Here is a 15,570-nt window from a genome sequence, read left to right as displayed (position 1 = left end):
GAAAGGAAGCGATAAAGTGGTGATTTCGACAAGTGAAATTATGGAAGCGATACGGGATGTGGCCTATCTAGTCTATTACCAACCAAAAGTAGATGCCAAGACGGAAGAAATAGTAGGCTATGAAGCATTGGTACGACTTCAAACTAAAAAGGGGATTTTAGCTCCGGCAGAATTTTTTCGCGAAGTAGTCCATCTTTACGCGGCAAGAGACATGCAGCACTTCGTTTTAAGCACAGTGATGAAGCAAATTGATGAACTGGAGGGGAAATATCCCATTTCTGTCAATATTCCTTCAGGGGACGTGACAAATGACGCCTACATGGATGCCTTATATGAACAAGTGAAAAAGGATATGCGTTATCCGGAAGCCTTAAACCTTGAAATTGTCGAACGGCTCGAAATTACTCGTCTTGAAGCTGCTTGTCACAACTTAATGAAACTAAAAAGCCTAGGCGTGAAAGTAAGCCTAGACGATTTTGGACAAGGATACAGCTCGCTTTCGTATTTACAGTCGCTCCCAGTTGATTATGTCAAAACCGATCGAAGCTCCATTTCTTTAATTAAAACGAACGAGCGACAGCGCATTATTCTGCGTGCCATTATCAATCTAAGCCATGATCTCGGTTGTCTGGTTGTGGTCGAGGGCGTAGAAGATGAAAAAGAAATCGCCATTTTACGCGCGATGAGTGTAGATTATTTTCAAGGCTACTATTTTGGAAGGCCAAAACCAATCAACAAAAGAAATCTCTAGTCGGAACTAGAGATTTCTTTTGTTGTTTTTTGCTTTGAAATATCGAATAAAACATTACTTAAAATAATAATATTACGTACAGTTAAATTGCGGTTGATATAAACAATATTTACTTTCTCATAATCTTTCGTCTCTCGTGGCAAGGAAATATTCGTAAGTAAAACGTCCCCATGGTCAGGATTAGTGGCATTCAAAAATTCTAAACGATAACTATTTCCAAATAAATTATTAATGCGCTCTTGAAGGCGTAAGTTGATTAATAAAGGGAGATCCGTTGAGATTTTAATTTTAATAACGGGTTCAAAATACGTTTGCGCCTTTATTAAAGTTAAAATGAGTGCGTATTTTGTGACAAGATAGTCTTCTTCTAAAAATAAATCTAATTTCGTTTCATTATAAAGGCTTCGAATCATGCTTAAAATGTTCTTTTTTTAAATTTGGAAGAACGGGTTTTGATAAAACAGTATCTAAAATAACGGAATAATCGTAGCCGCTAATATCTGTAGAAAAATTCTTAAAAAGATGTGTGAATAAATGGGAGGAAAAAGTGCTAAGTAAGATTACATCTTTTAAGTCTTCTGGAATCGTTTTAACATCTTGTGAAACATTATCGTAGAAGGCTTGTGTTGCTTGGTAAAGAAAAGAATTATTTTTCTTGTTCTCCTCAAAATTGGAATAAAGAATTTGGATAACTTCAAGATTTTCACTTTGAATGATTAAAAGGAAAAAAAGTAGCGCGACTTCGCCTGGATAATCATCAATAAAAGATGTGAACGGCCGAATGTGGTCTTTAAAATACGTATAAGCCTCATTGTTATCCGTTAACTCGCCCCACGATGCCTCAAATTCGACATAGTGGTGGTTGCGTCGTCGTATAATCCCGATGGCTAAGAAAAACATGAGTTGTCGTTTTTGAATAGGCGTTAGGGAAAGGCCGGATTCTTTTAAAATATTGGTCGCTAAATAGTCGATATGAAGTTCATTGACCGCTTCAAATGGCCATCCTTCGCCTGCATAAATACGCCACAAAATCATATTTAAAAATAAGCGGGCTTGTTTCTCGTTACCAGAAAGCAGGGCATCGCTTCGTGTGATTTCTAAATCAAACTTATGTAGGTTATCACGAAATTTATTTAATTGTCTTCGAACGGTTGAGTCACTTACAAAATTTTCATATGCAAAATTAGATGTGGAAACATAATCCTCATTCAGAATAGATTTAAGAAGTTTAAACCCTAAAGTTTCTTCCACTAAAAAAATTAAAAATTTACGTGGATTGGTTTGAAGCTCTTTGGCGACAAAACGGGCGCCTTTTCCTTTAGAAAAAACAACTTCCATTGTATCTGTCCCGAAATCTTCCAAGTCATTTATTAATTTAGTCACAATTTTAAGAACTTGTGAGATGGTTAAATTTGTTGTGGCGCTTAATTCTTCTGTTGTAAAAAAACGATCTTCGTGTCTTAGAATTAGAAAAATTTCCCATTCTTTTGCTAATGTTTGATCAAATATATCAAGACCTATTTTCATCATTTAAACCCCTTTCGTCTATTCACTTTACCCATTTTAGGTGAAAATAAAATAGGTTTTTGCAAAATTCCTCTTTTTAAATGAAGGATGCTGATTATTATAATCGCTAGAACAAGATAAAATAAAGGTATCGTTAAAAACAAAGGAAGGGGCATACGATGTTTAATAACTATTGTTTATTTGCACAAGCCATCCATGATACAAATAGAGATGAAATCGTCATGTATGAATTGCTTCTTAGAAAATTTGATGGTGAAAAATGGGTGTTTCCAAGTAACTTTTTCCAAAGCGAAGAATTGGAGGAACGATATCCGATTTTTATTGATTGGCTAAAACTAGAAATTGCAAAAGTACTAAAGAAATTAGATTATGCAAAAGTTTCCTTAAATATCAATTCCAATCAACTGTTTTATTTAGAAACCATAAAAATGTTTGAGAGTCTACGGGTGTACAAAGATTTAATTACAATAGAGATAACAGAAGATCTGCTAAAAATTCCATTTTATAAATCGCATTTAACAGCAAATGAATTGGACGCTTTTTTATACGGGAAGCTATCTCATTTGAAAAAAATGGGCTATAATATTATTTTAGACGATGTGGGTTGTGGGATTAATTGTTTAGAGAGAACTAATTATTACTTACCACTGATTAACGGGATTAAAGTTTCACTTAAAAATTTTGAACTTAGTAGTATGGCACTTTTTATTGAAGCATGGGCAAGCTATGCGAGACAAAATAATATGCATATCATTTTAGAAAATGTAGACCAAGCGGCTTCCTCGCGTCAACTTAGAGAAATGGGTTTACATTTACAACAAGGTTTCTTACTAGATGAACCGGCATTAATTAATCAGTACGTTTCATAATCAATATAGTAAAAAGAGTAGATAGCCATCTACTCTCAGACTGCTGACAAACGGCAATCTTCGTTGTTAAACCCTCCGTTCCGGTGCTCACGTACTCGAGTACGCTCTGCTCCGGTACTCGGATTTGCCTAGAATCTCACCATTTGTCAGCAGTCTGATTTTGGCGAGAATCGTTTTGTTTTGCATAAACTTGGAGTTTTTCAACAAAAAAGAGTAGATAGCCATCTACTCTTTTTTTGTTATTGCATTAAATTGTTACTTGCATCTTTTACAACGACGTCATGGGCGCCGCCTTCTACGATGGAAGTCGCTGAAACAAGCGTGATTTTAGCTTTTTGCTGAAGTTCAGGGATGTTTAGTGCGCCGCAATTGCACATGGTTGAACGTACTTTGTTCAAGCTAATCGCCACATTGTCTTTTAACGAGCCGGCATAAGGCACGTAGGAATCAACGCCTTCTTCAAAGGACAATTTCTTGTCGCCACCCATGTCATAACGTTGCCAGTTACGAGCGCGGTTAGCTCCCTCGCCCCAGTATTCTTTCATATAGGTGCCGTTTAAATTGACTTTGTTAGTTGGGCTTTCATCAAAGCGTGAGAAGTAGCGACCTAGCATGATGAAGTCTGCACCCATCGCGAGCGCGAGCGTCATATGATAGTCGTAAACGATACCGCCGTCTGAACAAATTGGGATATAAATGCCGGTTTCCTCAAAATATTCATCGCGGGCGCGGGCCACATCAATTACTGCAGTTGCTTGCCCGCGACCGATTCCTTTTTGTTCGCGCGTAATACAAATTGAGCCACCGCCAACACCTACTTTGATAAAATCGGCGCCAGCTTCTGCGAGAAATCGGAAGCCGTCACGGTCAACAACATTTCCGGCGCCCACTTTTACGGAATCGCCGTATTTTTCTCGGATAAAATCAAGCGTTATTTTTTGCCATTCAGAGAAACCCTCTGAGGAATCGATACATAAAATGTCAGCACCAGCTTCTACTAATGCGGGCACTCTTTCCTCATAGTCACGCGTATTAATTCCGGCACCGACCACATATCGCTTGTTTTCATCCAAAAGTTCTAGTGTATTCTCTTTATTTGAGTCATAGTCTTTTCGGAAAACGAAGTAGGCGAGATGTTCGTTTTTGTCTACAAGTGGAAGAGCGTTCAGTTTGTGCTCCCAAATGATGTTGTTTGCTTCTTTCAAGCTTGTAGTATCGCTTGCCGTAATTAATTTATCGAACGGAGTCATGAAGTCACGTACGAGCTCCGTTTTAGCCATACGAGTCACCCGGTAATCGCGGCTTGTCACAACACCTAAAAGTTTACCGTGAGGAGTTCCGTCTTCTGTGACCGCCATTGTGGAGTGGCCACTTTCTTCTTTTAAGTCTAAGACATCTTGTAAAGTTTGATCAGGGCGAATATTTGAGTCGCTAATGACAAAGCCAGCCTTGTGGTTTTTGACGCGCTTAACCATGCGTGCTTCACTTTCAATCGACTGCGAACCGTATATAAACGAAACGCCACCTTCTTTAGCGAGCGCAATTCCCATATTGTCGTCCGAAACAGCTTGCATAATGGCCGAGACAAGTGGAATATTCATGGTAATTGCAGAAGTTTCTCCGCGTCTGAATTTTACGATGGGTGTTTTTAAACTCACGTCTTTTGGCACGCACTCTTTAGAGGAATAACCAGGGACAAGCAAAAACTCACTAAACGTACGAGATGGTTCGTTAAAATAAAATGCCAATGCGAACACTCCTTCAAATCATATTATAAAATACTTTAATTATTTCAAGAAGTGCGTCGAAAGTCAACGGCAAAAATAGATTTATTTAAAATAAAATGATTTTAAAAGAGGAGTCTCGCTTAGTTGGACAATTTTATAAATTTATAACTATAGGGTGACCCAAAAGCGTGTTTTTGAACACCAGATATATTTTTATTTTGCAGAACCGCCGTTTGATGTTGATAAAGCGGTAAAATAGCTGCATCATCATCTAAAAGAACTTTTTCAGAAGCAATAAAAGCATTCCAACGCTCGAGTGGCTTACTAGCAAGTTCAGCATCTGTTGAACGCACTAGTTTATCGTATTTTTCACTATGGTAGCTCATGGAATTATTGTAGTAATCGGATAAGAATAAGCTGCTATAAGTCCACGGATCTTTAAAATCTGGCATCCAAGCTGCGAGTGATAAATCATAATCTCCCGTACGCGTTAGTTCAGATGCGGCTTTTGCAGGCATAGTTTTAATCTGAATCGTTAAGCCGGGCAATGTTTTTTCAAGTTGGTCTTTTAAAAAGACAAAAATGGTTTTTGTGGTGTCTTGGTCGTCGCCAAGTAATTCTAACGAAATTTTATTCGTCCCAAGTTCAGCGAGAGCTTTATTATAGAAACTTTTCGCACGTTTTGCATCATAAACTAAATGGTCCCCACTATCGCTTCTAAAGTCGGCGCCTGTTTCTGGATTTTGAACAAAGTCTTTTGGAAGCAAACCGTTTGCTGCAAATGAGCCATCACCTAAAACATCAGCTGTAAGTAGCTTCTTATTAACTGCCAGATTAAGCGCGTGTCGCAAATTATTATTTGAGAGCGGCGTTAATTGCCCATTTCGCTTTTGGTTAAGTTTTAAGTAGCTAATGAGCGCATCTTTTTCTGTAACAAAGTCATCACGGTCTTTAAATTGTTTGGCATACTCACCGGAGAGCGGCGCGCGGTCCGCTTCTTTTGTTTCATATAAATTGACGCCTGCATTAATATCTTTGGCGACTTTTACGCGAATTTCATCGACTTCCACCTTTTTCTTATCCCAATAATGATCATTTTTAGCGTAAGTCCAGTTTTTACTCGTATTTCCATCCCATTTTTTCATGATAAAGGGTCCATTATACAGCGTATGCGCCGCATCAGTTCCGTATTTATCACCCGCTTTTTCTACAAAGGCTTGTTTTTGAGGGAAAAAGGTCTCAAATGAGAGGAGTGAAATAAAATATGGAACGGGTTTTTTAAGTTTGATTTTGAGAGTATGGTCGTCTGTTGCTGTCGCAGAAAGTTCGGTCGGTTTAAGCTTGCCGTCATTAATTTCCGTAGCATTTAATATGGAATCTTTAAACAGAGCTGCATAACCAGGCGCTGTTTTTGGGTCAACGGCTCTTTGCCAAGCGTAAACAAAATCGTTTGCGGTCACTTGGGAACCATCGGACCATTTGGCCTCTTTTTTTAACTTAATGGTGTATTCCGTTTGATCTTCACTGATTTCAGGCATTCCAGCTGCGACGCCTGGAACAAAATTATCTTTTGTATCTAGTGTATATAAACCTTCAAAAACTTGGTTTTGCGCGGTAAAACTAGTAAAATCTTCTTCATTTGTAGTATTTAAAGTCAAGAGTTCGCTCGTCTCAAGGAAATTCACTTTTTTAGTGGTGTCCCCTTCAGCGGCATTATTTCCGCAAGCGGTAAGCAGTAAGAAAGATATGACAGAAAGTACGATAATCCCTTTTTTAAAATGACGCATGTCTAGCCCTCCTATTTTCCTCGTAATTCATTAATTATAATTATTCCGATAAGATAAGTCAACATTAATTTTCCGCTAGATTAAAGCGCTTTTTTTCGATATAATCATAAAAAAGGGAGGCATACAAGATGAACTGGACTGAATTAATAGAAGAAGAGCGTCAAAATAGTTATTTTCAAGAATTAGAAACATTTATTAATAAAGCCTATGAGGAAAAAAAAGTTTATCCCAAAAAAGAAGAAATTTACCGAGCTTTTGAACTGACGCCATTTGAAAAAGTGAAAGTGGTTCTTTTAGGCCAGGATCCTTACCATGGCGAGAATCAAGCGCACGGCCTTAGTTTTTCGGTCGCTTCAAGTGATGCAAAATTTCCCCCGTCGCTGCGTAACATATTCAAGGAACTGAAAACGGATCTTGGAATTGAACGAACAAACCGTGACCTAACAGATTGGGCGGAGCAAGGTGTACTTTTACTTAACACCGTTTTAACCGTTGATGGAGACGCGAAAGCAGGCTCTCATCGAAAAAAAGGGTGGGAGACATTTACAGACCATGTGATTAATACCCTTAATATGCGCGACAAACCAATTGTTTTCGTGCTTTGGGGAAATGACGCGAAAAAGAAAATCCCCCTAATTACAAATCCAAAACATAAAATTATTACAGGTGTACATCCAAGTCCGCTTTCGGCAAATGGAGGTTTCTTTGGAAGCAAGCCATTTAGTCAAATTAATGAGGCGTTAGTTGAACTAGGTGAAGATACAATTAAATGGTAATGGAAAAGAGCACATCCTCGGATGTGCTCTCAGACTGCTCTCAAACGGCAATCTTCGTCGTTCGTGCCTCCGTTCCAGTGCTCACGTACTCGAGTACGCTCCGCTCTGGTACTCGGCTCTGTCTAGAATCTCACCATTTGAGAACAATCTGATTTTGGTGAGAATCGTTTTGTTTTACGTAAACTTTGAGTTTTTCTACAAGCTAAGAAAAAAGAGCACATCCTCGGATGTGCTCTTTTTGTATAAAATCCGAAACTGTCATAATAACATTTTTTCATTTGCTAATTAATCGAAAAAGTACATAAAGAATCCTTCAAAATGGCGTCTTTCTTAAATCCACACATGTTATATTGAGACGTAAGAGCGGACATCGCTTAAAGGGTTTTAATTTTATATATAAGATTGAAATTTACAGACCAAAATAATAGGTGAATGGAGAATCACAAATGAAAAAACTTGGAATTATCTTTTTAATGTTAACCTTACTCGTGTCAACTGGACTAACTCAAGCCTATGCAGGTACAGATGCAGATTTACGATCAATTAGTACTAGCATTTCTGTAAATCCAGACCCTATCGAATCGAAACAAAATGTAGAAGTCAAGGCTTCAATCAATGGTAGCGCGGGGGATTTTCAAGAATCAAACGGAAATGTTGTGATAACAATCCCTAAAAACACAGTAGCAGCTCCGAACGAACTAAAGCCAGATAATGTCATCCCAACAGCTCCTTTTGAATATGTTGATACTATTCAAGATGAGAATGGTGACTACCAAATCATCCTTAAAATTGATATGGATCAAGTGGACGAAAACGAAGCCATCCACGCAGGCGTTACCATTAACTATGTAGCCCCTTTATTTAAAGAAGATGGTAGCGGCACGTTTAAAATTGAATATGCGAATACACAAGACTCGAAAGACGTAACCATTATTGGTGAACAAAACAAACCAGACCAATTATTTTATAAATGGTATCAGTATAGTCTTGATGAATCAAAAGAAGTAGGTTTGTTAGATATCAATCAACCTAGCAAAAATCGCTTTTTACTTGCAGTCAACTATTCTCAAAAAAATGTGAGCAATGTAGTTGTGACAGATACACTGCCTGAATATACAGAATTAACGACGCCAGAGCGTCTTCCGGGTGCGACGGGAGACGGGACCACAGTTTCCGATATACGTATTTTGAAGGTAAATGGTTTTAATGAAAATCATGAGCCAACTGGATTCTCTTATGTGACGAATCAATTTGCGGATAAAATCAGCTATAATGAAGCGCAAAAACAAATCGTAGTCAATTTTGGTGATATTTCAAGTAGTGAAGCATATTTAGTAGAATATGCGATTAAATCTACTAACTTAGATATGGGTACTCAAATTAATACTGCCAATCTAAAAGCGGATGGCTATGATTTAACAAGAGAATTTCCTGTTAAACCACTTTTAGCATCAGCAACTAGTTTTTCTTTGAAGAAAAGTGTTAATAAATCTAAAATCAATATCGGTGAAAATCATTTAGAGTATAAATTGGAATTTGGCGTAAAATCTGGTGTGAGCATTCCGGCAGGTGTGAAAATTACTGACCCTGTGCCAGATAAAATGACCATTACGGAAGTAACAAGTATTAATTCAGAGTACTTTGATTACACCGTGTCAGAGGATGGGAAAATTCTAGAATTAACAACCAAAAAAGAAATTACAGCAGATACACCTCAAACTGTTACATTTGCGGTTGATATTGATTCATTAGCTGTAGGTGATGAATATACAAACGTCGGTATTTTACACATTAGTGGTGAAGAACTCTATACAAATAGCGCAACAACAGTCGTATATGATGGACGTGTTCAAATCATTAAAGTGGATAAAGAAACAAAAGAACGTTTACCAGGCGCAACATTCGAAATTTTAGATAGCGATGGCAATAAAGTTTTCGAAGGTACAACAGATGAAAATGGAGAGTTAATGAGTATTCCGCTAGAAATAGGTCAATATACTATTGTGGAAACAAAAGCACCAGAAGGCTATGAAATAAGTGGCGAAACAAAATCCATTACCATTACGGGCGATGAGAAAGAACCAGTTATTGTTCAGGTCGACAACACTCTCATTACAGGTAGCGTTGAATTAACAAAAACGGATGAAAAAGATGAAGCTATCTTACTTGCAGGTGCGGAATTTAAACTACTAGATAGTGACGGCAACGTGATTCAAGAAAATATCGTAACGGATGCTAACGGTAAAATCCTTATAAATAATCTAAAACCCGGAGAATACTCTTTTGTAGAAACAAAAGCACCGGCAGGCTATTTACTAGACGAAACGCCGATTCATTTCACAATCGACAAAGCCCAGGGTGAAGTCCTAAATTTATCTGTAACCAATAAAAAAGAACACTGGTTCCGTTTTGCTTACAAAAGTGGATAAAGATGACCAAAAAACAGTACTAAGCGGTGCAGAATTCAAATTACTTGATGCAAATGGTAAAGAAATTGAAACGAATCTTGTAACCAATGAGGACGGCGAGATTATGGTGAAAGATTTAGCGCCAGGAAAATACGCTTTTGTGGAAACAAAAGCGCCAAAAGGTTACAAATTAGACGAAACGCCAGTCGAGTTTACAATTGAAAAAGAACAAGTAGAAATGATAAAAGTAATGAAAGTGAATAAAAAAGACTCCTCAAACGAAACGGATAATGATAAAGATTACGGGAATGGTAATGGGAATAACACAAACAACAATGGGGATAATAATTCAAACTCTAAACTCCCATCAACTGGGGATGTTACCATTTTGCTAACTATCTTAGTAGGTGGATTCCTTATCTATCTGGGAAGTAAAGAATTAAAGAAAAAACAAGCTAAATAATGAAAAAGCACTTTCCAATTTGGGAAGTGCTTTTTTGTGCGAACGTACATTCTGTGCTATGCTATATAAAGGGAGGTGTAAAGATGGATACAGTGAAATTATCAGTGCGAAAACTCGTCGAATTTTTGATGAAGACAGGAGATATCGACACGCGATTAGCTGGAGCGGACCGCGCGCAAATAGGTACAAAAGTACATCAAGAACTGCAAAACGCTGCGGGTGAAAATTATGAAAAGGAAGTTCCACTTCAAATCGAATACGTATATGAAGATATTTTGTTTAAAATTGACGGGCGAGCTGATGGGATTATTAATCAGAGAGTAATTGATGAAATAAAATCAACTTATACACCACTTGGGGAAATTCCAAATGATGGTTATCCCATTCACTGGGCTCAAGTTATCTGTTACGGCTATTTTTATGCGAAAAAAGAGGAATTGGCGACTGTCACTTTACAACTAACCTACTATCATCTTTCGGAAAAAGAAACTAGTCGCTTTACTCGAATGATGACCTTTTTGGAAATGGAAACATTTTTTCATAGCCTAATTGAAGAATACGCTAATTGGGTAACATTACAACTTGCTTTTTCAAAAAAAAGAACAGATTCATTGAAAAAACTACAATTTCCTTTTGAAACGTATCGGAAAGGCCAGAGAGAATTAGCGATAGCGGTTTATCGAACTATTTATAATAATGACACGCTATTTTGTGAGGCTCCAACCGGAATAGGTAAAACAATCTCAACGTTATTCCCAACTTTAAAAGCAATGAGTGAAAATAAAATAGATAAAATTTTCTATCTAACGGCAAAAACCATTACGCGCCAAGTAGCAGAGGATGCAGTTATAGAACTAAGGCGGCAGAAAATAAATTTGCGTGCGGTTACGATAACGGCTAAGGACAAAATATGTTTTTTAGATGAAAGGCGCTGTGAACCTGATTTTTGCCAGTATGCTAAAGGCTACTATAACCGAATTAATGATTGTTTGTTCGATTTAATGCGACATGAGCAAACTATTTCCCGGGAAATACTGGAAGCTTACGGGAAAAAATATACGGTTTGTCCATTCGAATTATCACTCGATGTGGCACTTTTTTGTGATATGATTATATGTGATTATAACTATTTGTTCGATCCTAAAGTATATTTAAGACGTTTTTTTATTGAAAACAAGGAAAACTTTGCTTTTTTAATTGATGAAGCACATAATTTAGTAGATCGTTCTAAAATGATGTATTCAGCAACGCTCTCAAAAGCGCTTGTTTTACAAGTGAAAAAAAGTATCAATAAAAATGATACAAATCTCTATCAAGTCGTAAGCCGTTTAAATCGAGAGCTTATTAAGCTTCGCAAGCTCTGCGATAAAGATACAAAAGTTTTTGTTCAAAAAGAGGCAGCTGAAAGCTTGAATGCAATTGTTGTGGAATTGGTTGAAATTGCAAAAGAATGGTTACCTCGAAATGTGGAAAAAGAAAATCAATCATTAGTTCTTGAATTGTTTTTCGAAGCTTCTCATTATACGAAAATAGCCGAATTTTATGGCGAAAATTATAGCACGCTAATTGAAACTGGGAAGGATACTAAAATAACGCAAGTTTGTATTGATCCATCTAGCCTTTTACGAGAAAAATTGGATTTTGGGCGAGCGAGCGTTTTGTTTTCGGCAACCTTAAGTCCGTTAAATTATTATAGCGAGTTGCTTGGAGGGGAAAAAGATACGAGTAAATTGTCATTTCGGTCTCCTTTTCCTGAAAAAAACGTCAAAATCATTTCACCTACTTACATCCACACCCGTTATCAAGTCAGGCCGTCTAGCTATGAAAAAATAATCGAGTGTATCCACATGATGATGGAGGCGAAATCGGGAAACTATTTATTGTTTTTTCCGTCGTATAGTTATATGGAGGAAGTTTATAACCGGTTTATAGAACAATATCCTAACATCAGCGTTATAAAGCAATCTAGGGACATGGATGAGGAGGCACGTGAAGCTTTTTTAAAGGAGTTTCAAGTTGACCGAAAGATGATTGGGTTTGCTATACTAGGTGGAATTTTTTCAGAAGGGGTGGATTTAAAAGGGACGCGTTTAATTGGCGCTGGGATTGTAGGCGTTGGTTTAGCAGAGCCTTCTACGATGCAAAATTTAATGCGAGATTATTATGATCAAAAATCAAAGCATGGTTTTTATTATGCGTATCAAATTCCAGGTTTGAATAAAGTATTGCAAGCTGCAGGGCGTCTCATAAGGAGTAGCACCGACAAGGGCGTCATACTTTTAATGGATAGCCGCTTTCAGGAGACGAGATACCGAAATGAACTCCCGGCGCATTGGCGCAATCTGATGTTTGTTCGAAACTCAAAACAATTAGCTGAAGAATTATTCACTTTTTGGCAAAAACAGGAGGAAATAAATGATTAAATTAGTTGCAATTGATATTGACGGAACATTGTTAAATGATGACCATGAAATTACGCCTGGCGTGCGAGATGCTATAGTTCGTCTTCGCAAAAAAAATGTAAAAGTTGTTTTATGTACTGGGCGGCCGCTTTCGGGCATTGAAAAAAGTTTGACGGAACTAGATTTATTTCATGATGAGGATATGGCTATCACGATGAACGGGGCCATTACGTTAAGTACGAAAACGCGAGAAACGATTGTGGAGACGACGCTTACAAAGGATGATTTGCAAAAAGTTTTTACATTTAGTGACTCACTCGGTGCCCATGTAACTTATTTTGATGCGGGTAATATGTATGTACCACATAAGGAAATTTCAATTTTAACATGTCAAGATTCGCTACTTCTACAAACGCCGCTTTATTACAAGCCTGTCGAAGAAGTAGCGAATTCGATGCGTATTCCTAAAATAATGTTACTAGATTATCCGGAAAAAATCGTGGAAGTCATGGAGAAATTACCAAATCAATTGAAAGAAGCATACTATATTGTGCGTAGCGTCCCTTATAATCTTGAATTTTTACATAAAAATGTGAGTAAAGGTACAGCGCTAGCAATGCTTTCGGAAAAACTTCAATTAACAGCAGATGAGGTTTTATGTTTAGGCGATGCTGAAAATGATCTTTCGATGATGGAGTTTGCAGGCACTGCCGTTGCGATGGGAAATGCGACCGATAAGGTGAAAAAATTGGCGACATTTGTTACAAAAACAAATAATGAAGATGGTGTTGCTTTTGCTCTACAGCAATTTATTTAGTATATTTATATTTTTTTGGTAGTTGTCCTTTAAATGGAGTAGATTTAATTGTTAATTTTTTAATAGGTGTAAAATTGGCTGCATCTTCTCGAATAAAAATGGATTTTGTGGAAATACCATTTTTCTGCCTAGCGGTGATGGTGTTTTTAGTGAAGTTTGCGGATTGAATGGTGGCCCGTCCCTTAAAGGCGAATAATTTTTGGTACGTAGCTAGCTTCTGTAAGATGACTTTATTGTTTGTGAATGTAAATGTTTTGACATTGCCAAGAGGGAAAACATCGTAATTGCTGGGGGCTGTATCTAAGTTAAACGTGTTATTTCGAATCGTCATTTTAGTGACAAGTGATTTTTCTCGTCCCGGTCTCCAAGTAATGGCGCTTGGGCGACTTTGTTTAGATGAAAGGTTTGTGACAACATTATTATAGGCAAAGTCTACTGATTTTGCAGTGCCGTCAATCGCTAAAAATTTATTTCGAATATTGGTTGCTTTATTGCTATAAATATTAAACGTTCCGCCTGAAATCACAATCCCTTCATCAGCGGAGTTAAGGAAGGTGTTATTTGTAATGTCCGCACGCCCGATTTTAAGCAGATATAAAGCGTTATCGACTACTTGTTCAAACCGATTTCCTTTAATTTGGAAAGAATTCATACCTGTACTCATGGCAACAACAGCTTGATTTACTTTGTAGAAACGATTATTTAAAAGTTTCACTTGGTTACTTGCGTTTCCTTGTATTGTGATGGACCGGTTTAGGTCACCATCACGATTAGAATATTCAAATCCATTATTTAAAAATGAATTTTTTTCAATAGTGATATTTTTTGAGTTTTCGAGTAAGACAGAACTATCTGTTTTATAATAACCATATTTTTTGGAATAACCTGTAAATGAATTATTATATAATTTTAAATTCTGAACTTTTGAAAAATATAAGCTACCTCTTCCTTTTTTTGCTAAGTCAAAAGTAATATTTCTAATTGTAATATTCTTAACGCCTGGTGTATAGGAAACCAAGTAAGGTGTATTGTTTTTCCCTGTACCATTATAACTTGCTTTAATAGTGGAACCGGAAGAGTGACCAATTAAATTAACCTTCACATTTTTGATGGGTTGACTAACCGTATAAACAGCTTCTTTTTTACTTTTTAAGAATACATTTCCTGTTTTCCCCGTAACAACAGACTCGAGTGAAATGACCTTTTGAGCAGCAGCGGCAGGCTTTGGAAACACGGATAAAATAAACACAACAAGGAGACTGACAAGGCAGAAAGTAAAGTAGTGAATGACATTTTTTTTCACTAAAAATCCCTCCTTTTGAGAAATGCTATTTAATTATGATAAAAACAACATTTTTTGTGTGTTGTGCACTATACCCCGATTTTTGTTTTATTACTCATATTTTTAGAAAATTTATATAAAAAAGAAAGATAATTCTGCTTATTCACCCCTGTAGAAAAGGAAAAACACAGAGCCAATGCTCCGTGTCTCATTAAACTTTCTCATGCAAGACTTCTTTCAAAGAATGATAGGCTGGAATTTCAATATCTGTATCAAGTAAAACCATTTGTTGAGCCATTTGCGGTGTAATTCCAGACAATACAAGTTCAATACCTAGCAATTTTAAAACGTCGGCTAAACTAAAAAGCATCTCTACGAGTGTCGTTTCAAAAGTAGTAATGGCAGATAAATCGATACATAAATAGTCAATATTAAGCTGGCTACACCTAGCTGTAGCAGTTTCCATCAAATGCTTTGCCCGGTCATCATCCACATGGCCGACAAGTGGTAAAATGGCAATTTGATCAGTAATAGAAATAATCGGCGTACTAATTTCTTCAATCATACTTTGTTGCGCACTTAAATGACGCATAATTTGAGTGAAGTAAAGGTCGGCAAATTTTTCATTGATAATATCAAATGCAAAATTAATGGAATGTACAATCTCATAATAATCTTTTTTAGTTAAAAGAATTCTGTTTTGATATGCAAATTTAACCGGCCCATTTTAAAAATTGGTAACGTAGTTTATCTAAAGTCAT

General features: G+C 36.9%; 13 protein-coding genes. 7 read left to right on the top strand and 6 right to left on the bottom strand.

The annotated features are described in order from the left end of the window. Positions 1 to 16 precede the first annotated feature (16 nt). Positions 17 to 751, top strand: coding sequence for an EAL domain-containing protein (locus LFLEISCH_RS03500; RefSeq protein WP_007473034.1), 735 nt, complete (start codon positions 17 to 19; stop codon positions 749 to 751). Here LFLEISCH_RS03500 and LFLEISCH_RS03495 read toward each other — a convergent pair. Further along, complete coding sequence (locus LFLEISCH_RS03495) at positions 748 to 1,164, bottom strand: hypothetical protein (protein ID WP_040504750.1); 417 nt, start codon at positions 1,162 to 1,164, stop codon at positions 748 to 750. The genes LFLEISCH_RS03500 and LFLEISCH_RS03495 overlap by 4 nt on opposite strands. Further along, on the bottom strand, positions 1,145 to 2,281 hold the full coding sequence (locus tag LFLEISCH_RS03490; RefSeq protein ID WP_077907948.1) for a helix-turn-helix domain-containing protein: 1,137 nt from the start codon (positions 2,279 to 2,281) through the stop codon (positions 1,145 to 1,147). Before LFLEISCH_RS03490 ends, LFLEISCH_RS03495 begins: the two co-directional genes overlap by 20 nt. 155 nt (positions 2,282 to 2,436) lie before the next feature. Here LFLEISCH_RS03490 and LFLEISCH_RS03485 point away from each other — a divergent pair, with 155 nt between their 5' ends. Then, on the top strand, positions 2,437 to 3,147 hold the full coding sequence (locus LFLEISCH_RS03485; RefSeq protein ID WP_007473032.1) for an EAL domain-containing protein: 711 nt from the start codon (positions 2,437 to 2,439) through the stop codon (positions 3,145 to 3,147). Positions 3,148 to 3,386: 239 nt separating this feature from the next. Here LFLEISCH_RS03485 and LFLEISCH_RS03480 read toward each other — a convergent pair whose 3' ends face one another. Both LFLEISCH_RS03480 and LFLEISCH_RS03475 read right to left on the bottom strand, forming a co-directional pair. Continuing rightward, positions 3,387 to 4,895 carry an IMP dehydrogenase gene (locus LFLEISCH_RS03480; RefSeq protein WP_007473030.1) on the bottom strand — a complete coding sequence of 503 codons (1,509 nt, stop codon included), beginning with the start codon at positions 4,893 to 4,895 and terminating at the stop codon, positions 3,387 to 3,389. Between the two features lie 119 nt (positions 4,896 to 5,014). Further along, the gene (locus LFLEISCH_RS03475; protein WP_007473028.1) at positions 5,015 to 6,661 is read right to left on the bottom strand and encodes a peptide ABC transporter substrate-binding protein; all 1,647 of its coding nucleotides are present in this window, start codon (positions 6,659 to 6,661) and stop codon (positions 5,015 to 5,017) included. Positions 6,662 to 6,789: 128 nt separating this feature from the next. On the opposite strand from LFLEISCH_RS03475, the gene LFLEISCH_RS03470 reads away from it, so the two are divergent. The 5 genes from LFLEISCH_RS03470 to yidA all read left to right on the top strand — a co-directional run bounded on the left by LFLEISCH_RS03470 (position 6,790) and on the right by yidA (position 13,527). Then, a complete protein-coding gene (locus LFLEISCH_RS03470) occupies positions 6,790 to 7,437 on the top strand; it encodes a uracil-DNA glycosylase (protein WP_007473026.1) in 648 nt (215 codons plus the stop codon). 446 nt (positions 7,438 to 7,883) lie between these two features. Continuing rightward, positions 7,884 to 9,866 carry an MSCRAMM family protein gene (locus LFLEISCH_RS03465; RefSeq protein WP_007473025.1) on the top strand — a complete coding sequence of 661 codons (1,983 nt, stop codon included), beginning with the start codon at positions 7,884 to 7,886 and terminating at the stop codon, positions 9,864 to 9,866. Beyond that, positions 9,847 to 10,308: an MSCRAMM family protein gene (locus tag LFLEISCH_RS03460; protein WP_007473023.1), complete on the top strand. Its 462-nt coding sequence runs from the start codon at positions 9,847 to 9,849 to the stop codon at positions 10,306 to 10,308. The genes LFLEISCH_RS03465 and LFLEISCH_RS03460 overlap by 20 nt, the downstream gene beginning before the upstream one ends. A gap of 83 nt (positions 10,309 to 10,391) precedes the next feature. After that, a complete protein-coding gene (locus tag LFLEISCH_RS03455; RefSeq protein WP_007473021.1) occupies positions 10,392 to 12,731 on the top strand; it encodes a helicase C-terminal domain-containing protein in 2,340 nt (779 codons plus the stop codon). Continuing rightward, the gene (gene yidA / locus LFLEISCH_RS03450) at positions 12,724 to 13,527 is read left to right on the top strand and encodes a sugar-phosphatase (protein WP_007473020.1); all 804 of its coding nucleotides are present in this window, start codon (positions 12,724 to 12,726) and stop codon (positions 13,525 to 13,527) included. Before LFLEISCH_RS03455 ends, yidA begins: the two co-directional genes overlap by 8 nt. On the opposite strand, the gene LFLEISCH_RS03445 is transcribed toward yidA, so the two are convergent. Together LFLEISCH_RS03445 and LFLEISCH_RS14555 are read right to left on the bottom strand one after the other, a co-directional pair. Beyond that, the gene (locus LFLEISCH_RS03445) at positions 13,520 to 14,830 is read right to left on the bottom strand and encodes a right-handed parallel beta-helix repeat-containing protein (protein WP_007473018.1); all 1,311 of its coding nucleotides are present in this window, start codon (positions 14,828 to 14,830) and stop codon (positions 13,520 to 13,522) included. The genes yidA and LFLEISCH_RS03445 overlap by 8 nt on opposite strands. A 190-nt stretch (positions 14,831 to 15,020) precedes the next feature. Continuing rightward, complete coding sequence (locus tag LFLEISCH_RS14555; RefSeq protein WP_007473016.1) at positions 15,021 to 15,374, bottom strand: STAS domain-containing protein; 354 nt, start codon at positions 15,372 to 15,374, stop codon at positions 15,021 to 15,023. Between the last annotated feature and the right edge of the window lie 196 nt (positions 15,375 to 15,570).

Origin of the sequence: Listeria fleischmannii subsp. fleischmannii LU2006-1, from assembly GCF_000344175.1 — a bacterium.
In the GTDB taxonomy this organism is placed as follows: domain Bacteria; phylum Bacillota; class Bacilli; order Lactobacillales; family Listeriaceae; genus Listeria; species Listeria fleischmannii.
Note: the sequence above shows the minus strand (reverse complement) of the source record. Positions and strands in the feature narration are given on the sequence as shown.

Bases quoted from the DNA above. Each gene is read 5' to 3' on its own strand.
- LFLEISCH_RS03470 (WP_007473026.1), top strand. From the start codon at position 6,790: ATGAACTGGACTGAATTAATAGAAGAAGAGCGTCAAAATAGTTATTTT.
- LFLEISCH_RS03495 (WP_040504750.1), bottom strand. From the start codon at position 1,164: ATGATTCGAAGCCTTTATAATGAAACGAAATTAGATTTATTTTTAGAA.
- LFLEISCH_RS03455 (WP_007473021.1), top strand. From the start codon at position 10,392: ATGGATACAGTGAAATTATCAGTGCGAAAACTCGTCGAATTTTTGATG.
- LFLEISCH_RS14555 (WP_007473016.1), bottom strand. From the start codon at position 15,374: ATGATTGAAGAAATTAGTACGCCGATTATTTCTATTACTGATCAAATT.
- LFLEISCH_RS03485 (WP_007473032.1), top strand. From the start codon at position 2,437: ATGTTTAATAACTATTGTTTATTTGCACAAGCCATCCATGATACAAAT.
- LFLEISCH_RS03465 (WP_007473025.1), top strand. From the start codon at position 7,884: ATGAAAAAACTTGGAATTATCTTTTTAATGTTAACCTTACTCGTGTCA.
- LFLEISCH_RS03475 (WP_007473028.1), bottom strand. From the start codon at position 6,661: ATGCGTCATTTTAAAAAAGGGATTATCGTACTTTCTGTCATATCTTTC.
- LFLEISCH_RS03490 (WP_077907948.1), bottom strand. From the start codon at position 2,281: ATGATGAAAATAGGTCTTGATATATTTGATCAAACATTAGCAAAAGAA.
- yidA (WP_007473020.1), top strand. From the start codon at position 12,724: ATGATTAAATTAGTTGCAATTGATATTGACGGAACATTGTTAAATGAT.